Annotated in this window: 18 protein-coding genes; 10 read left to right on the top strand and 8 right to left on the bottom strand. The window is 36.4% G+C overall.

Annotated elements, in window-relative coordinates; genetic code table 11:
* Positions 1-3: 3 nt before the first annotated feature.
* From MM213_RS10955 to MM213_RS10945, 3 genes are read right to left on the bottom strand one after another with little or no spacing between them, the layout of a single operon-like run.
* On the bottom strand, positions 4-420 hold the full coding sequence (locus MM213_RS10955) for an ATP-binding protein (RefSeq protein WP_241412559.1): 417 nt from the start codon (positions 418-420) through the stop codon (positions 4-6).
* A complete protein-coding gene (locus MM213_RS10950; protein ID WP_241412230.1) occupies positions 420-755 on the bottom strand; it encodes an STAS domain-containing protein in 336 nt (111 codons plus the stop codon). The genes MM213_RS10955 and MM213_RS10950 overlap by 1 nt, the downstream gene beginning before the upstream one ends.
* A 30-nt stretch (positions 756-785) precedes the next feature.
* Entirely contained in the window at positions 786-2,849 is a 2,064-nt protein-coding gene (locus MM213_RS10945; RefSeq protein WP_241412229.1) for a GAF domain-containing SpoIIE family protein phosphatase, read from the bottom strand.
* A gap of 100 nt (positions 2,850-2,949) precedes the next feature.
* Here MM213_RS10945 and MM213_RS10940 point away from each other — a divergent pair, with 100 nt between their 5' ends.
* On the top strand, positions 2,950-3,666 hold the full coding sequence (locus tag MM213_RS10940) for a DUF4197 domain-containing protein (protein ID WP_241412227.1): 717 nt from the start codon (positions 2,950-2,952) through the stop codon (positions 3,664-3,666).
* A 182-nt stretch (positions 3,667-3,848) separates the two neighbouring features.
* Positions 3,849-4,241: a cyclic nucleotide-binding domain-containing protein gene (locus tag MM213_RS10935; protein WP_241412225.1), complete on the top strand. Its 393-nt coding sequence runs from the start codon at positions 3,849-3,851 to the stop codon at positions 4,239-4,241.
* Here MM213_RS10935 and MM213_RS10930 read toward each other — a convergent pair.
* The 3 genes from MM213_RS10930 to MM213_RS20880 all read right to left on the bottom strand — a co-directional run bounded on the left by MM213_RS10930 (position 4,219) and on the right by MM213_RS20880 (position 5,873).
* Complete coding sequence (locus tag MM213_RS10930) at positions 4,219-4,533, bottom strand: DciA family protein (RefSeq protein ID WP_241275014.1); 315 nt, start codon at positions 4,531-4,533, stop codon at positions 4,219-4,221. The two genes, MM213_RS10935 and MM213_RS10930, sit on opposite strands and share 23 nt — an antisense overlap.
* A 26-nt stretch (positions 4,534-4,559) precedes the next feature.
* Positions 4,560-5,684, bottom strand: coding sequence for a radical SAM family heme chaperone HemW (gene hemW, locus MM213_RS10925; protein ID WP_241412223.1), 1,125 nt, complete (start codon positions 5,682-5,684; stop codon positions 4,560-4,562).
* 63 nt (positions 5,685-5,747) lie between these two features.
* On the bottom strand, positions 5,748-5,873 hold the full coding sequence (locus tag MM213_RS20880; RefSeq protein ID WP_255806952.1) for a hypothetical protein: 126 nt from the start codon (positions 5,871-5,873) through the stop codon (positions 5,748-5,750).
* Positions 5,874-5,904: 31 nt separating this feature from the next.
* Between MM213_RS20880 and MM213_RS10920 the strand changes: the two genes are divergently transcribed.
* The 8 genes from MM213_RS10920 (at position 5,905) to porN (ending at position 15,109) form a co-directional block, all read left to right on the top strand.
* A complete protein-coding gene (locus tag MM213_RS10920) occupies positions 5,905-7,563 on the top strand; it encodes a POTRA domain-containing protein (protein WP_241412221.1) in 1,659 nt (552 codons plus the stop codon).
* 4 nt (positions 7,564-7,567) lie between these two features.
* On the top strand, positions 7,568-8,686 hold the full coding sequence (locus MM213_RS10915; protein WP_241412219.1) for a DUF4271 domain-containing protein: 1,119 nt from the start codon (positions 7,568-7,570) through the stop codon (positions 8,684-8,686).
* A gap of 42 nt (positions 8,687-8,728) precedes the next feature.
* Entirely contained in the window at positions 8,729-9,502 is a 774-nt protein-coding gene (locus MM213_RS10910) for a uroporphyrinogen-III synthase (protein WP_241412217.1), read from the top strand.
* A 77-nt stretch (positions 9,503-9,579) separates the two neighbouring features.
* Complete coding sequence (locus tag MM213_RS10905; protein WP_241412215.1) at positions 9,580-10,551, top strand: PorP/SprF family type IX secretion system membrane protein; 972 nt, start codon at positions 9,580-9,582, stop codon at positions 10,549-10,551.
* A 108-nt stretch (positions 10,552-10,659) separates the two neighbouring features.
* On the top strand, positions 10,660-11,754 hold the full coding sequence (gene porK, locus MM213_RS10900) for a T9SS ring complex lipoprotein PorK/GldK (protein WP_241412213.1): 1,095 nt from the start codon (positions 10,660-10,662) through the stop codon (positions 11,752-11,754).
* Positions 11,755-11,805: 51 nt separating this feature from the next.
* Entirely contained in the window at positions 11,806-12,612 is an 807-nt protein-coding gene (gene porL, locus MM213_RS10895; protein ID WP_241412211.1) for a type IX secretion system motor protein PorL/GldL, read from the top strand.
* Positions 12,613-12,658: 46 nt separating this feature from the next.
* Positions 12,659-14,257: a type IX secretion system motor protein PorM/GldM gene (porM, locus tag MM213_RS10890; RefSeq protein WP_241412209.1), complete on the top strand. Its 1,599-nt coding sequence runs from the start codon at positions 12,659-12,661 to the stop codon at positions 14,255-14,257.
* Between the two features lie 39 nt (positions 14,258-14,296).
* A complete protein-coding gene (gene porN / locus MM213_RS10885; RefSeq protein ID WP_241412207.1) occupies positions 14,297-15,109 on the top strand; it encodes a type IX secretion system ring subunit PorN/GldN in 813 nt (270 codons plus the stop codon).
* Between the two features lie 40 nt (positions 15,110-15,149).
* Here porN and uvrC read toward each other — a convergent pair whose 3' ends face one another.
* Positions 15,150-16,955, bottom strand: coding sequence for an excinuclease ABC subunit UvrC (uvrC, locus tag MM213_RS10880; RefSeq protein WP_241412206.1), 1,806 nt, complete (start codon positions 16,953-16,955; stop codon positions 15,150-15,152).
* A gap of 69 nt (positions 16,956-17,024) precedes the next feature.
* On the bottom strand, positions 17,025-19,298 hold the full coding sequence (locus MM213_RS10875; protein WP_241412204.1) for a penicillin-binding protein 1A: 2,274 nt from the start codon (positions 19,296-19,298) through the stop codon (positions 17,025-17,027).
* Between the last annotated feature and the right edge of the window lie 20 nt (positions 19,299-19,318).

Raw genomic sequence — 19,318 nt, 5'->3', positions numbered from 1 at the left:
CAATTATTTGGATTTAAGATTTTTGAACAATCTGCATGTGTTTTGTAATCCAGATGTCTCAAACTCAATTTTATCCATAATTTTTTTAACAAGGATGATGCCTAAGCCTCCTTTTCTTTTCGCTTTTTTGACTTGGGCGATTTCTGGTTCTACATACTCAGTAATATTAAAGCCATCACCAGAATCTGTAATTTCAATTTTTAGTAAGCCCTTCTCTTTCTCTACGCTTATTTGTATAGACTCATTAGAATTACATCCATGGGAGTGTATGATTAGGTTTGCGCAAACCTCGTCCACCGCCAATGTAACTTGGTGTTGTTCTATTTCGGAAAGGGATGTATCCTGTAAGATTTTATTCAAAAAATTTCTAAGATCCGAAAGTCGACTTGTTTCACAATATAATTTTAGCTCATACTTCATCATAACTCCATCACTGCATCTTCTTTACTAGACTTGATATTGATCAACTGATCCAATCCCAAGATTTGAAATACATGAAATACTTTTTCATTGAGTCCAAAGATCACTAGGCCTATTTTTTTTTCATTAAAATCCTCAATGTATGACATAAATACACCCAAACCAGCTGAAGATATGTATTCTAGTTGGGAACCATCTACTAAGATGTTTTTAGTGTCGGTTTCTACCAAGGCAACTATTGCTTCATCAAGCTCCACGGAGTTGCTTGCATCGACTTCTCCAATCAGTTTGATTGTTGTATAATTTGAGTTTTTTGAAGTTTCGATCTTTAGCATGATATTGTATACGCTTTTATTGTCAAGGGGTTATTTAATAAATTTGATTACAAGAAGTGAATAGTCATCATCAGGAAGAGTTGAAGAGCCTATAAACTCATAAACTTGATCAATGATTTTTTGTTGGATTTCTGCAGCACTCAAGTAATGAAACTTACAAAGCACTTTTTTAAGTCTTTCGTATCCAAATTCTTCAGAATTTTCATTTTTGGCTTCTACAATACCATCAGTAAACAAAACCAAAATATCATTTTTATTTAGAGAGAGTTCTTTTTCATGTACATACTTTTCATAAAGCTGATTCCTCAAAATCCCTAAGCCCATTCCATCGATACTCAAGTATTCGCAATCTTCTACTTTGGCATTGTAGTACAAAGTAGGACAATGGCCTGCTCTTGAGTAGTTGATTTTTCGCTCTTTGGTATTTATTATGTAGTAAGCCGTCGTAATAAAATGGTTCTTTTCCAAACAATGGCTAAGAGCTTTGTTAGCCTTGATCAAGAACTCTTTTGGAGTAGGGTTTAGTTGAACAAGACTATGGAATATGCCTTTCATCTGAGACATGTTGAATGCTGCTGAAGTGCCTTTTCCAGATACGTCCCCGATTATCACAGCAAACTCATTTTTACCGAGTATTTGCGTTTCATAATAATCTCCTCCTACTTCATCTGCGGCTTCAGAAAATCCATGGATTTCGAATGTATCGTCATGATGTAATGTGGATGGAAGCAGGCTCCTTTGTACACGTTGCGCAATTAGAAGCTCTTCTTTGTAGCGTTCGTTTTTCAACGCCTCATTCAAAAGTCTATAATTTTCTACAGAAATACATGCTTGTCCTACAAAAGTCGAAATGATATTCATCATCTCTTTGTTAAACCCATCCTTGACTTCTTTTAATAGGATAACTCTCCCTACCGTCTCCTTGTTGATGACCAATGGCGTGATCGTTACAGATTTGTATTTGAGGTCTTGAATTTTTCCAGACAGAATTTTTGAGTCATTATTTTTTTCTTGCCAAGAAAATTCCGAAAATGGCCTGGTGGAATTAATCAGGTTTTGCAAATCCTTGCGCTCACTGTTTGTGACATATCGTTGGTGGATTACCTTGCAGTCATTTTCATTTGTTTTTATTTCAAGCCATGCAGCATCTACATAAGCAGCACTCATACAAGAGTCCATTAATATGTCCAAAACTTGATTCTCATTTTCTCCTGGCTTGATTGATTGGCTCAATCTTTGGAAGTTGATCGCTTCGACGAGTTTTTGTTCAAAAACAGAAGAAGTAGGTAGGTTAAATAGTGTAACCAAAAAACTGAAGACAGCGTAGATGAAAACAAAAGCAAATAAAGAAAGTAGAAAAAGGTTGTCAGTCAAGTTAATATAGAGTGAGTTTCCTTGACTGTAAGTAAGGATTTGAATAAATAGATATGCAGCCGAAAACTGGATTAAAAGCATGAAAAGAATGGATTTCCACTTTTCTTTAAAAGTCAAATATGGTATCCATTTTAAGTTGATTGAGAGAGAAGCCCCAAATATTACAAGAACTGAAAGACCAAATAGGAAACTGTAGTCGAGAGTATTTTGATTGAAAAACACAAAAAACATACTTACTAAGAGTCCTATCTCAAATGCTTGCCATTGCTGAACGACTTTTTTGGTTTTTTGATAAAGAATCAAATGCTTCCACAGCAAAGTACACGACACCAGAAATACAGTGGCAAAACCAAAATCAACATGGTAGAAAACATTCCTTAATAAGGGGTCAGATGCCAACCTGCTCTCTCCAAGAAAATAATAGAAAATTGATATAAATATTGAAATACTGGTAGCTACTATTCCAGTGGTTGCAGCTCTCCAAATAAGGTCAATAAAATTGTTTTTTTTACTATTATTTATGGAGTAATTAAAATAAATATATACAACTATAAAAAAAAGTATCTCAAGAATGTAGGATATTTCTGGAGCGGTACCAGAATCCATTTGATTTAGTTTACCAAAAAGCCTAGTAATATCTACAAAAAGTAAGGATAGCCAAGTCATAATGGCAACCAAAAGACTTATCTTGCCGATATTTAGGTTTGGAAACTTGAACATTTTGTGTAGAAGACTACAATAATACACAAACTAACTTAATTTTCATGAAACCGCTTACCTGAATAAGTATAAATAAATGTTAAAATTTTAAAAGTTAATTATGAGTAGATTATTTAGTTTTTCAATTTTCTTAGTTTTAGTATTGGCCTCTTGTACTGCGGCAGATATCAATAGATTTCTTGAGTCTGCAGGTGGTCAAGGACCACTGACACAAGCTGAAGTTTCAAGTGGTTTGAAGGAAGCTTTGGTACAAGGAATCAGCAAAGGGGCCGATAAAGCGTCTGTTACTGATGGTTTTTTTAAGAATGAAATGATTAAAATTCTCCTTCCCGAAGATGCACGCAGGGTAGAATCTACCCTTAGACAGATTGGTTTAGGATCTGAAGTGGACAGGGCTTTGTTGGCAATCAATAGAGGTGCCGAAAAAGCAGCGGTCGAGGCGAAACCAATATTTATCAGTGCCATAAGACAACTTACAATCCAAGATGCATTCAACATCCTCAAAGGAGAACCCGATGCAGCTACTCAGTTTTTGAGAAGGACTACCGAGACGCAGCTCGTAGAATTATTTCAGCCAAGGATACAAGAATCACTCAATGAGGTCGAAGCTACAAAGTTTTATAGCGATATAGCCACTACCTATAACGCCATACCACTTACAAATAGAAAAATAGATCCAGACCTTAATGCTTATGTTACCAATCGGGCAATTGACGGACTTTTCAAATTGATCGCAGAAGAAGAACAAAATATCCGAAAAGATCCATTGGCAAGAACCTCCGCATTGATGAGAAGAGTTTTTGGGGCACAGGATTAAATTAAGGTATGTCCACAATATAACGGAAAGCATTTCCTACGGGAGTGCTTTTCTTTATTGGAAAGGGAAATAGGCTACTTTTCATATACGTCAAATCCCTTATTTTGCGTAAATCAAAAACATCTAATCAAAAGAAAAAGCAATTTAGCGAAGGTTTTAATTTAGAAAAGAGCACCCACTAGATGGATAATTATATCATAAACGACGCTGATAAGATCAATCACCTCTTCGAAACTTTCTTTAATTATGTCAGGGTATTAATAGAAATCCCCGAAAGTGACCAAGCATACTGTCGCCAACTTTTTCAACCTTTTTTTGCTAAAAAAGATACTATTCTCGAAAGGGAAGGGACTTTGCATAAATATCACAATTTCATTGTCTCTGGTCATATGCGTAATTTTCATCATAATGAAGAGGGAAAAGAGATCACTACAGATATCAACGATGGGTCAAGATTCTTTACTTCATACTATCATTTTATAAATCAAACAGTATCTAACGAAAATCTTCAGTGCGTTACTGATTGTGAATTTGAAAAAAAATACTATGAACTTACAAAAACACAATCTCAGTAATAATCCCTTTCCCAAATTTTTGTTCTACAATCTCCAACACTTTGGTACGATTCATTGACATTTCTTTTTTGATTGCACCTGAGGTGACTTTTACAAAAAGTTTTTTGTCCTTGATATAAACTGAGGTAGTCCTGCTCGCTACAGTATTTCCCATCATTTCAGGCCATGATTGTACCAGAAGTCTTTCGTCAAATTTATCCTTTAGCCTATAAGCTTTGAGCAATTCATCGAAAGCTTCTTGAAGTGGTGCAACTTCTTTTTTCCTGTTTGAGTGATCTCTGTACTTCTCCATTTCAATTTCAAAAGTAAGCTAATTTATCAGATAAAAAGTGAAGCCGCAATACTATCTGCCAAAAGCTTTCCTTTCTTACTTAACAGAATGTGGTCGTTCTGAATTGCTATCAACTTTTCATCTTCTAATTGTTTCAACATTCTCTTTTTTTGCAAAACAAAATCCATTTTGAGTTTTGAGTTTACAAAGCCAATATCCGTGCCCCAGATTGTACGGAGTGATGTCAAAATGTACTCATTTATCAAATCTTCATCAGACATAGGCTCGATGTCAAATGAATTTATTCCATCCGATAAGTTTTTGATGTATTTCGCATTGTTTGCCAAATTCGATCCACGTTCTTTTCCGTCGAAAGAATGGGCACTTGGACCGATTCCCAAATATGGAATACCTTTCCAATAATTGGTGTTATGCACAGCAAATTGATTGGTTTTCCCAAAATTCGAAATTTCATATTGTATGTAATTGGCTTTTTCCATAGAATCTTGGAGCATTTCGAACTGTTCGGCTGAAAAATCTTCGGAAGCGGGAGTGAAGCTTCCTTTTTTCGCCCAGTTTCCCAATGCGGTTTTGGGCTCTACAGTAAGACAATAACTACTGATGTGCCCAGGATCTTGGCTGATAGCAATAGCAAGGTCTTTTTTCCAGATCGAATGATCCTGATGCGGGAATCCATAGATGAGATCTATGGATAGTTTTTCGAATCCTGAACTTTTTGCCAAATCTATCGCCGAGTAAGATTCTTCGGAAGTATGTGCACGATTGTAAAATTTGAGAATTTCAGGATTGAAGCTCTGAATGCCAATACTCAGTCTGTCAAATCCTAGACTTTTAAGGTTTCCCAATTTCTCCTTTTTCAAATCGTCCGGATTAGTTTCTATCGTGAGCTCTTCAAGGTCGACGGAATAATTTTGGTAAACAGATTCCAAAATTCGTTCAAGCTGAGAGGTGTTTAGTAAAGAAGGTGTTCCACCTCCAAAATAGACAGTATTGATTGTCGAGTCTTTTGGAAGATATTCTTTTCTTTGGACTAATTCTTTACAAATCATGCTCACCATAGCTTCAGCCATATCAAGATTGGTCGAGAAATGGAAGTCACAATAATGACACGCTTGCTTGCAAAATGGAATGTGGATGTATATACCGGCCAAATCTGATAGTTTAGGACATAAAGATAGAGCGGATGCAAAGAAGTATCAAAATCTAGCTTATTTTTAACCCAAATTTTGCACTCGTATCAAATGATCATTGCTCTTTGTCCAAAGAAAATTCAGCCAAAGACCTGATACATATTTCATACTATCATTGAAAAAATCAATATTCATAATCGCTCTTTTCATTTGTTTTGCCTCCCGCTTTGCAATAGGGCAAGTGGAGAAACATCTGTATTATGAAATCTTCGGAGGTGTGGATAAGTCTGAGACGCTGACTTTCCTAGACTCGATTGAAAGATCAAACAAGATCAGGAGTATTTTTAATGAATTGTATGCATCAGGGTTTTTGGCAGCCACCGAGTTTAAAAGGGAAATTAGGGAGGATACACTTTTTTTGGCTATTGCCACTGGAATCAAATTTAATTGGGTTGAGTTGAGATCGGGAAATGTTGATCCTGTTTTGTTGCTGAATTCTGGATTTGATCAGTTCAGATTTCGAAAAAAGCCTTTCCAATATAATCAAGTAGCAGACCTATTTGAAAAGGTTTTGATTCAGTCTGAAAATGAGGGCTTCCCTTTTGCGACCATCAAGCTAGATAGCTTGGAAAGAACTGAAGATGGTTTTTCTGGTGCTCTAAATATAAATCTAGGTCCATTTATTTCTTTTGACACTTTGAGGATTTCTGGAAACTCAAAAACGAAAAGGATGTTTTTGGCAAAATATCTTCAAATCATGCCAGGAGATGCATTTTCTCAAAAGAAAGTAGAACAAGCAATCAGACAAATCAAAAACTTGCCATATCTCAGGTGGTCAGGTGAACCACAAATCAGTTTTCAAAATGAAGAAGCAACATTGTATTTACCTATTAATGACAGGAAAATAAACACCTTGGACGGGATTATTGGCTTTTTGCCAAATGAAATTGAGGAAAACAAACTGTTGGTAACTGGACAATTCGACCTAGGTTTATATAATGTGGGTGGAAAGGGCAGGAATTATAGGCTAAATTGGCAGCGTCTCAGTCAATATTCCCAAAATCTGAAAGTCGAAGCAATTGAACCGATGGTTTTGGGTTCTATGATAGATATAGGAGCTACATTTTCGCTTTTGAAGGAAGATACCACATTTCTGAATAGGGATTTCAGGTTGGATTTTGGGTATAGATTCAAGGCGGATAGTTACATCAGGTTTTTTGGAAGTAGGCAAGCAGGGGATTTGCTGGCTACAGCGAGTTTACAAGAGACTCAAACTTTGCCGGAATTTGCTGATTTTAGATATAACAATTACGGAATTGAATATGAGTTGTTTAGATTGGATGACATGTTACTTCCTAGAAGGGGATTTTATGGGCAATTGGAATTTGCGATTGGGAATAAAGAAATATTAAGAAACACAGGCCTTCCAGATGCAGTTTATGAAGGGATTGATATGAAAACAATCCAATACTACATAAAAGGTGAAGCTGTAAAGCATTTTTACTTTAACTCAAATTGGGGTTTGATGGCCAAACTGGCAGGAGGAATGCTCGTAAATGACAACTTATTAGGAAATGACTTGTACAGGTTGGGAGGTTTGAGGACTATCAGGGGGTTCAATGAAAATTTCTTTTTTGCCAATAATTACGCATATTTTACATTCGAGCCAAGATTCTACTTTGATACATATTCTTATTTTATGATTTTTGCAGATGCAGGTCGATTGGAGAATAGCGTTCAAAGATTGAATACAGACTACACGTTTTCCACAGGGTTGGGATTTAGTTTGGAAACCAATAGTGGGATTTTCAATTTTATCTATGCACTTGGAAGTTCCAATGGCCAAGAATTTGCGCTAAATCTCTCCAAGATTCATTTTGGTTATACAGGAAGATTTTAATTTTATGAATAGAATTAAGAAGATCATTTTGATTGTAATTTATTTTTCAGCGTTTCAATTTCAATTGATAGGCCAAGTAATTGAGAATTATGATTCAAAACTAGAATATGTAGTGCAATCTGGATGGTTTCAATCATCTGAGATTGTACAGGCATCCCTTGATATTAGGACATTTCCGAATTCTGAATTTTTGGTAAAAATCCCATCTGGCGCTACGTTATTTGTAGGACAGGTTTTGTGGTTCAATACATCAAATGATACTATTTTTAGAATCTCACGTGATGCACTTGAAGCAAAATTCAAACTGAAAGAAGTCTCGGAAATTGATTTTTCAGTCTTGAAAAAGGGGATAAGAACTTCAGATGTATCTATAAAAAAAGGGTATTTCGATAAGCCAACTCCTCAAGAATTGGCACGAGAGGAATTGGCGCAAAATTTTGAAGAAAGAAGGGTTGATAACTTTAATGATTTTTACTTTCTTTCTTTGATTGCTATTCTATTTTTAATTGCAATCTATAAAATGTTTTATCCTTTGGTATTGAATTATATTGTCAATCCTCAAGGGATATTTAATGCGGAAGATTTTTCAGAGTCCAATTCATTGCAGAAATTTTTTTCGTTGGATATTATATTCTATATTATAATCGTGAATATGTTGTTAGCATTGATTGCCATGGTAGGAGTTAGAGAAGTCGGGTTTGAATATTTTAGCAGATTCGTTGAAGGAAGTATTAACGAGCTGTTTTTGTACTGGCTTTTTGCAACCTTGATTTTGTTTGGATTGACTATGATTAAGTTTTTATTCATAAAGTTCATGTCAATTATCTATGAACTTGGTAAAAACGAATTTTCACATTTTTTCTATTTATTGAGAGTCGTTTCTGTATTGGCGTTGTTGTTTTCGCTGGTGATATCTTATTTTGTACTCAATAGCCCAGAGGATTTAGCTATTGTTGTTAAAATATCAAGTTTGTTGGTGTTCTGGATTTATCTGATTTGTATAGGACTTTTGATGTTTATTATGATGAATCGCGTAGCTTTTAATAATTACCATTTATTTGCTTACATTTGCACCGCGGAATTAGTGCCCTTTCTGATAATTTCAAAACTTATCATGGGTTAGCTAATTTCAAAAGAAGGTTTAAATAAGAATAAGCGATACACTATGAGTAAATCTACTAAAGACAGATTCCACCCAGTTAAAAGCATATTAGTTTCACAACCTAAACCTAGCGATGATAAGTCTCCTTATTTTCAGTTGGCGGAAAAATATAATCTAAAAATTGATTTCAGGCCATTCATTCAGGTTGAGCCAGTTTCTATAAAAGATTTTAGGAAGCAGAAAATTGATATACTCAAACATACTGCAATCATCTTCACCAGCAGAAATGCTATAGACCATTTCTTTACAATCTGCAAAGAGATGAAAATAGAAATGCCAGCTGACATGAAATATTTTTGTATCTCAGACCAAACGGCCCATTATCTTCAGAAATATATTGTAATTAGGAAAAGAAAATTATTTGTCGGTCAGAAAACTGCTTCAGATTTGTTTGATTATTTCAAAAAGCATAAATCTGAAAAATACCTTTTCCCATGTTCGGATATCAGAAAGGATGAAATCCCTACTTACATGTCCAAAAGTAACATAGAGTTTACTGAAGCAATTATATACCATACCGTTGCGGCAGATTTATCAGACTTGAGAGATATCAAGTATGATGTCCTTGCTTTTTTTAGCCCTTCTGGAATCAAATCTTTGATGACAAATTTCCCGGATTTTAAGCAGAATAATACAAGGATAGCAGCATTTGGACCGACTACAGCAGAGGCAGTAAGAGAAGAAAACCTTCTTCTGGATATAGAAGCTCCCATGCCTAACGCACCAAGTATGACAGGCGCTTTGGAGCTTTATATAAAAAAGGCAAATAATTTATGACATCTTTTCAATCTTTTGTGGGGTTTTTCAGTTTAATTGTGTAGAATAGGTTCTGAAAAGATAAAATCTTTTGATACATGGATAAGCTGAAAAACCCCTCACTTAGATTTTTACCCATTTTGTTGTTAACGATACTATTCGCTAGCAGTGCTTTTTCGCAGCAAGATGCGCAGTTCACTCAATATATGTATAACGGACTCTTTTATAACCCAGCTTTTGCTGGTAAGCAAAAAGGGTATAATTTTTCAGCATTACATAGAACACAATGGGCCAATTACTCAGGATCAAATGGGACTGCTCCCATCACGCAATTATTGACTGCTGCAGGATCGTTGGATAATCTCAATATGGGTTATGGCCTGACATTTGTTAACGATAATATTGGTCCAACTACAAATCAAGAAGTTAATTTGTCATTGGGATATCACATGAGACTTCGCAGAGGTATTTTGAGCGTAGGTTTTTCAAGCGGGCTATATTCCAGTACGATAAATTATGACGAGTTAAACCTTGTCAATCCTGATCCTAATGTGCCTGCGACTGGTAATGAAACACAGATGAATGTCAATTTCGGGTTAGGTGCAATATACGATAGAGGGAATTTCTATGTTGGGGCAAGCACAAAGCACCTCAATGAGCCAGGGTTTGACTTTGGTGATGGGGCAATTGAAAATCAATTAAAAAATCACACATATCTTAATGCAGGTTATAGGATAAGAACATTTGCTTTTCTGACAATTGAGCCAAGTTTTCTATTAAAAACAGTTTCTTTTAATAATTTTTCTTATGACTTGAGCGTTATAGCGACACATAATCAAAAATTAAGCGGAGGCTTGGCATTTAGAGGTGAAGAAAGTATTTCTCTTTTGGTAGGTTACAGTCTTCTAAAAGATAATTCATTAAGAATAGGTTATGCTTTTGATTTAGTAGTTGGTGGGGTTGAAGCAAAATCACCTACAAGTCACGAGTTTATGTTGACATATAATCTCCCTCAGGTTTCGAGAGAGTTTCAAAGAGTAATTCAGAGAACACCGAGATATCGATTCTAAAATAAAATTTTATGATTGATTAGTAATTTTCTCAGATTTTCATTTAAATTTCGCTTTCGTTGGTAGCGAAGGTTAACAGTTATTTATATAACTTAATTAGTGTCATTAATGTATAAAAAAATGATTTCAAGGTATTTCCCTATGATAGCGATGGTTTTAGCCGTTTCGCTTTTGCAAGGATGTGGGCTTTTTGGAAAGAAAGGATCTGCAAGTGAAAAGGATAATAGAAGAGGTGAAGTAACTGGGGTTGCAAAGAGAGTTGGCTGGCAACAAAACCTTCCTATCGACATGGTTCCAGTCAAAGCAGGGACGTTCTGGATGGGACAAGCTGATGAAGATATTGCATCAACGCAATCCGCCTTCAACAGGCAGGTTACAATTTCAGAGTTTTACATGGACAAATATGAAGTTTCCAACAATAAATATAGACAGTTTGTGGAGGCAGTTAGATTGGGAGAGTATTCATATTCTACCCCAACAACATTAAAGGATCCTCCTCAATTCAATTTAGATGAGGTACTCCCTGATACTACTGTTTGGTCATCTAGCTTCTCATACCACTATGGAGATCCATTGATGGAATTCTATTTCGATCACCCTGCATTTGACAATTATCCCGTGGTAGGAGTTAGCTGGGAACAAGCTAACATGTATTGCGAATGGAGAACTTACCACATGAATGCTAACGATAAGGCAGATTTTGAAATGCCTCCATTCAGACTTCCTACAGAAGCAGAATGGGAATATGCTGCAAAAGGAGGTAAAGACGTAGCAAAATATCCTTGGGGTGGCCCATATTTGAAAAACAAAAGAGGATGTCTAATGGCAAATTTCAAACCAGGTCGCGGTAACTACATCGATGATGGGTTTTCTTACACTGCACCAGTAGATGTATATGCTCCTAATGGATTTGGCTTGTATAATATGTCAGGAAATGTTGCAGAGTGGGTTTTAGATGATTATAGCGAAGTCGGTACAGCATTGACTTGGGATTTGGATCCAAGATATACGAAAGAAGGAGAGATGAGAAAAGTAGTCAGAGGCGGTTCATGGAAAGATATCGCACATTACTTGGAGACTAGCACAAGAACCTATGAATTTCAAGACGTGAAGACTGCACATATTGGATTCAGAACTACGATGACATTTATAGGGAGATCAGGATCAATGGATGTAGGTAACAACAGAAGAAGACAACGATAAACAAACTCTAATAATTAACAACTCAATCATCAAATAGATACTTTAATTACAATGGAAAAGAATAAACAATCATTTAAGTATAAATTTTATGGCTCTATCATGCCAAAGATTTACGGTATCGGTGCAGCTGTAGTTATCCTTGGGGCAATGTTTAAAATTTTGGATTGGCCAGGTGCAAACTGGATGATTGGAATAGGTCTATCCACGGAAGCAGTGATTTTCTTTTTATCTGCTTTCGAGCCTACACATGAAGAGTTGGATTGGACAAAAGTATATCCGGAGTTAGCGGGTGATACACCTGCTGAAAGAAGAGCTGCAGCTAGGGTAGTAGCAACTGGGCCTAGTGCTACTCAACAATTAGATGAAATGCTTGCCAATGCCAAAATTGGTCCTGATCTGATTGAAAGTCTCGGTAAAGGAATGCAAAATCTAGCCTCCTCTGCTGAGAAAATGGGTAAGTTATCTGATGCAGCCGTCGCTACAAATGAATATGCGGAAAATGTAAAGTCAGCTTCCAAAACATTGGTAGATATCAATCAGTCTTATGGTAAAACAGCCGCTGCTTTGACAGAAATGTCTAACGCTTCTGCTGATGCAAAAGAATACCACAACCAAGTAGTCACAGTAACAAAAAATTTATCTGCATTGAATAATGTTTATGAAATGGAACTTCAAGATGCTAATTCGCATGTGAAGACATTGAATAAATTCTATTCTAACATGACTACTGCCTTGGAAGGATTGAATGAAGCAGGGAAAGAAACTGAAGCTTTCAAGAATGAATTGGCAAAGTTGAATGCGAATGTAAGTTCATTGAATAAAATATATGGTGGCATGCTATCAGCCATGAAAGGTTAAGCCTTATTGAAATAATAAAGTATGTTTAACCTTTTAGAAAAATAATATGGCCGGCGGAAAAGAGACACCAAGACAGCGGATGATTGGTATGATGTACCTAGTACTGACAGCATTGTTGGCACTTCAGGTAAGTAATCAAATCCTTCAGAAGTTTGTATTGATAAACGATGGATTGGAACGAACTTCTAAGAATTATATTTTGAAAAATGAATTTGCTGTTCAATCCATAGCAGGAACGGTAGAGCAGCAAGGCAATAATGTGAAGGATCTTCCAAAAGTGGAAGTGGCGCGAGAATTGCGAAAAAAGACGGCGGAAGTGTTCAACTATCTCGAGTCTATGAAAGGAGAGTTGATTACAGAATCAAATGCTAGAGATGACCAAGGGATGTTTAGAACTTCTGCTTTGAAGAATGTGGAAGTCCCAGGGCGTATCTTCAACAATAATAGAAAAGGATATGAGATGCAGGAAATTCTAAATTCATATCCGGAAGAAGTTTCATCTATGCTTAAAGAAATCGGTATTGATTTGACTTTCCAGCCTATAGCCAAAGATGCAGATCAAATCGACCTGTTTAAGAATAATCCAGATGTAAGAAGTAAGGATTTCGTGAATCTAACATTTGTTAAATCGCCTATTGGAGCAGTTTTGACATTGATTTCACAATTTCAAAACGAGGTTTTAAATGTTGAGAGTGAATCTTTGTCAGCAATTACAAATACAATTGGGTCATTCTATTACAAGGCTGATATAGTTCAAGCAAGGATAGCTGCTCAATCAAATGTGGTGGCAGCAGGTACAAAATTCCAGGCTGACATGTTTATAGCTTCCAGTTCTTCTTCGGATATACCGAAAATGACTTATGATGGTAATGTCGTGAATGTTGTGGATGGTTTTGGTAAAATTGAATTCACAGCTACTCCAGGACAATATGACGACAAAGGACTTTCGAGACGTGTGATTAAAGGTGAGATTGTCACCAATGTAGGTGGAGAAGATCAAGTTTTACCTATAGAATATGAATATTTCGTTGCGCAGCCAGTGATTCGAGTTACATCAGAAGTGGTTAATCAGCTTTACGCAGATTGTGCTAATGACTTGATGATTGATGTGCCAGCACTTGGAAATAGTTATTCGCCTTCGTTCTCTGTATCAAATGGAACAGCTATTTCAGGCTCAAGACCTGGACAGGTGACTATTATCCCTGGATCTTCGGGAAAGACGGTAATCGGAGTGAGTAGTGGAGGTAATAGAATTGGAGATGTTTCGTATGATATCAGACCTGTTCCTCTTCCAACGATCGTTCCATCCACAACTCAGGGACCAATAGATTTAGCTCAAGGTATTGCTCCATTGCAGTCTATAATGATAAAGGCTGTAGCTGAACCAACTTTCGCACGAACAATGGCAAGGGATGCGAAATTTGAAGTGACGGGAGGAGAGATAACTTTGATTAGAAGTGAAGTGCCAAGGGGTTCTGTAAATATAGCAGGAGAAACTGTTGGGATTAGAAATTTGGCTGAAACTGCAAAAGCTGGGGATAGATTAGTCATAAGAGTGACAGAAATTACTAGGACTAATTTCCAGAATAGGAAAATTAAAATGCCGCTTCCAAATCCTCAGATTGTAATTATTGCAATTAAGTAAATAATTGAATTGTCCGAGAGGACCAAAAAACATAAGCATATGATAAAGCATGCTAAAAAATTAAGTCTAATCTTATTCCTCGGGGTGTTCTTGAGCTTTGAAGGATTTGCGCAAGTTCCCACGAGCATGAATCCATCTGGCACCGGTGATCGTCAGTTTAAGATGGATACAGTTTTCTCAATCCGCCCAATTCGTGAAGATGATAAAATGTATCAAATAGCTGTATGGAGAAGGATAGATTTAAGAGAAAAGTACAATCTACCACTCTATGGGTCTGGAGATTCTAAAAACAATGGAATTATAAATAATATTTATAAAGCTGTAGTTGAAGATAACGCACTAGAAGTTTTTGCGGATGAAAAATTTACGCAGCCGCTTTCTATTGCAGAGTTCCAAAATAATTTTTGGATGGCTGCAAATGGCGATAGCATATTCGTAAAAAATCTTTATTATCTTGATTTCAGAGAAGATTTTCTATTTGATAAGCATCATTCCCAAACAAAGTTTGATGTAAAGCACATAGAGATCGTAATGCCATCTGAGACGAATGCAAATGCTGGTCAAAAATCAGTGGCATTTATTAGATTCAAAGATTTCTACAATCATTTCAAAGATCATCCTGAAGCAAAATGGATTAATTTTCAAAATGCATCTAAGGAATTGACTTATGATCAGGCATTTGATTTGAGGTTATTTAGGTCTGTTGTTAGAAAATATGCCAATAGAAATGACGCCTTGATAGTGGATATGGTAGATCCTTCACATCCTAATCCTGAGTTGCAAGCCTTTTTGGATGCCTTGGAGTTTGAATACAAATTGTTAGACTATGAAAATGCCCTTTGGGAATGGTAATCCATTTTCGAAGAATATAAGTAAAAGAGCGATTGATAGGTCAATCGCTCTTTTTTTGTTCTAATGATTCCAGTAATTTTTCAGCTTTGCTTTTTCCTATTACAGCTTCAATCTCTTGCGGTGTGGCTTCCTTGATTTTTTTGAAAGACTTGAAGTGTTTCAAAAGCTTTTCAGAAGTACCGGGCCCGATCCCTTCGATTTCTGTAAGTTGTGTTCCAAAAGCTTTTTTGCTTCTCACGTCTCTATGGAAGGTGATAGCAAACCTGTGTGCCTCATCCCTGATCCTCTGTAAGAGTCTTAGTGCTTCAGATTTTTTGTCTATATGGATAGGATAGGAATCTTCTGGGAAATAGATTTCCTCCAACCTTTTGGCAATTCCGATGATTGGCACTTTGCCATATATCCCCAAGTTCTTCAATGCTTCCACTGAAGATGAAAGCTGTCCTTTTCCGCCATCTATTACTATGAGCTTTGGAAGAGGCTTGTTTTCTTCTAAAAGTCGCTTATACCTGCGTCCTACGACCTCGGTCATAGATGCGAAATCATTGGGGCCTTCTACTGTCTTGATATGATAATGCCTATATTCTTTATTGGCAGGTTTTCCATTCAGAAAACAGACCATACTGGCTACTGGGTTTGTTCCTTGAATATTTGAGTTATCAAAACATTCAATATGATCAGGCATTTCTTTCAGTGATAGATCATTTTGCAATTGCTTCAATACCCTAAATTTCTTGTCGGCAACATCTCCTGCTGCCAATGCTTTTTCTTTTTTATAGTATTTGGCATTTTTTAAAGAGAGGTCTAGCAAATGTTTCTTGTCACCAATTTTTGGAACATGAATGTTGAGTCCTTCATACTCTTCATCAAATTCTATGTTTACGATGATCTCTGGCGACTCACTGTTGAATTGATCTCTTAGTCTTACAATTGCGGTTAGTAGTAATTCAGCTTCTGTTTCGTCAAGTTTTTTCTTGAGCTCTACAGTTTTGGTAATATTGATACTTCCATTTTTTATTTTCAGGAAGTTGACATAAGCGATTTTTTCATCAGTGACGATTGTGAATACGTCCAAATCCTTGATGGCCGGGTTGACCACCATAGATTTTGCTTGGTATTTTTCGAGTAGATCTAGCTTGTCTTTATAGTATTGAGCTCTTTCGAAAGCATATTTTTCAGCAGCTTCCTGCATATATTGTTTGAAATACGCTTTTGCAATCCCAAGATTTCCTTTTAGGATGTTTTTGGCTTGCTCTATGTCTTTCATATATGCAGGCTCTCCCTGAAGTCCCTCACAAGGTCCGAGGCAATTACCAATATGATATTCTAGACAAACTTTGTATTTCTGTTCTGCAATTTTGTAAGGATTGAGATCTAATTTACATGTTCTGATAGTGAAAAGACTTCTTATCAATTCAAGTACATTATTCATAGCTTTTACACTTGCAAAAGGCCCGTAATAAGTACCTTTTCCAGAAATCATTTTTCTGGTGGGGTAGATTTGTGGAAAATTCTCTTTGGTGACTAAAAGATAGGGGTAGGTTTTGTCATCCCTTAGTAATATGTTGTATTTGGGCTGTGTTTTTTTGATAAGGTTATTTTCTAGAAGCAATGCATCAAATTCAGTATTCACCAAAGTGATTTCTATCTTCCTGATTTCCCTAACCATCCTTCGTGTTTTGTGATTTACCCCCGTGTTTTTAACGAAATAGCTTGATACTCTTTTCTTGAGGCTTTTGGCTTTTCCTACATAAATCAATTCTTGGTTTTCGTTATAGTATTTGTATACTCCAGGTTGATCGGGAAGTGTATTGTATTCGTCAGGTGTATAAAAGGATGCTTCCATAGATGTACAAATATAAAAAAACAGCCTGTGTTGGAGGCTGTTTTTAGAACTATTAATATCTAATTAAGTTTAGAAGTCATTTTTTCGTGGATCGTAATCAAAATCACTGAATCGATTACTTTGCATTTCATATTCATCACAATTGATTTCAATACTTAATGGTCGTTCTGGTCGTGGAAATGGACCTTTGGTGATTCCTAGGGTTTCATCTGCATAAACTTTTTCCATAAACTTCACCCAAATTGGTCTAGCTGTCCTTCCGCCTTGACCATTTGTCCAGCTTCTGAAGTGAATAGCACGATCATCACCTCCTACCCAAACTCCAGAGACAAGGTCTTTGCTGATACCCATGTACCACCCATCCGATGCATTTTGTGTAGTCCCTGTTTTTCCGCCAAGCTCATTTCCTTCACGAAGTGCATACGGAACACCTTGTGAAGTCCCTCTAGTTTCTTCAAATCCACCTCGAAGCATATATACCATAAGATATGCATGCTCTTCGCTCATGGCAGACCTTTTTCTTGGAGTAAATTGTTGAAGTAAGTTGCCATTTTTATCTTCAATTCTGTCTATATAGAATGGCGTAATGTGTTCTCCTTTGTTTACGAAAGTCCCGAATGCACCTACCATTTCATAGATGGAGACATCATTGGTTCCTAAGGCAAGCGCAGGAACTGCCTCCAAATCACTTGTTATACCCAATCTTTTTGCAGTTTCAACAACCACTTTCGGACTAAGTTTTTTCATCATAAAGGCAGTTATAGAATTGATCGATTGAGCCATCGCTCTTCTTATAGTTAATTTTTCATAAGAAAATTTATTGTCGGCATTCTTCGGAATCCAAGCTGGTTGTCCGGGAATGTTGATTTCTACAGGCTGATCTATGACAGAATAACAAGGGCTATAGCCATTTTCTATTGCTGCAGCATAGACAAACGGTTTGAATGTAGATCCAGGTTGCCTTCTACCTTGCTTTACGTGGTCATATTTGAAATATTTCTGATTGATGCCACCTACCCATGCTTTGATATGACCATTTTCGGGATCCATAGATACAAAACCTGTCTGCAGATGTTTCTTGTAATGTCTCAGAGAATCCATAGTACTCATTAGCGTATCAACTTCACCTTTTTCCCAAGAGAAAATCTTCATTCTTTTCTTTTCATTGAGTTTGATTTGAATGGAATCGGTGTTTGTATTGTACCTTTTTACTAGGTTTCTATAAGCCTCTGTTCTCTTAACTTGTGTTTCAAGAAAATTTGGAATAACTCTTCCATTTTGATCTATCCATGGGTCTCTATTACCCATTTCTTTTTCAAATAGCTCCTGAAGTGATTTCATGTGTTCATAGACTGCTTCTTCAGCATATTTCTGCATTCTGCTATCTATAGTCACATATATCTTCAATCCGTCACCATAAAGGTCATAAGGGTTCCCATCAGGCTTTAGATTTTCTTTTGTCCATTTTATCAGATCTGATTTTAAGACCTCTCTGAAATACTGCGCTTGACCTTGATTATGGTTTTGTACATTATAGTCAAGTTCTATAGGTAATACCTTAAGTGAGTCATACTGGTCTTTTGTAAGAAAATCATATCTTTCCATTTGACTTAATACAGTATTTCTTCTTCTGAGTGAATTTTCAGGATTGAATACTGGACTGTAGTAGGTTGGCGCTTTAAATAGTCCAACCAAAACCGCGGCCTCTTGAATGTTAAGGTCATTCGGTGTCTTATCGAAAAAAGTCTTTGCAGCAGTTTTGATGCCATATGCATTGCTACCAAATTCCGAAGTATTTAAGTACAATGTCAGAATTTCATCTTTTGTATAAGATTTTTCCAATCTTGTGGCGACTATCCATTCTTTTGTTTTGATGATTAGCATCCGCAATCCTGGTATTCGGCTTAGAAGGCCCTGTGATTCCTTGGTTCTGGTTTTGAAAAGATTTTTGGCAGTTTGCTGAGAAAGTGTACTACCGCCTCCTGCACCTTGTCTCAAGATAATTGATTTGAAAAACACTCTTCCCATACTTTGAAAATCAATCCCCGAATGTTCTTCGAAACGAATATCTTCAGTTGCAATCAAAGCTTTGACAAGATTTGGAGATAAATCGTTGTATGTAACGGGGCTGCGGTTTTCTCTAAAATACGTCCCCAAAAGTACATTATCTGCAGAATACAGCTCTGAAGCCAATTCACTTTGTGGGTTTTCCAACGCCTTGAAGTCAGGCATTTCTCCGAACAAGCCTAGAAAGTTAGCGCTAACCGCCCAAACAAAAATTATAAAACTGAGAAGACCAGCAACTAGTGAGAGCCAGAGATATTTAATTGTTTTTTTGGTCATTATATTTTTGTAATTGGAAA

The sequence above is a fragment of the Belliella alkalica genome (assembly GCF_022549785.1).
Classification (GTDB): domain Bacteria; phylum Bacteroidota; class Bacteroidia; order Cytophagales; family Cyclobacteriaceae; genus Belliella; species Belliella alkalica.
Note: the sequence above shows the minus strand (reverse complement) of the source record. Positions and strands in the feature narration are given on the sequence as shown.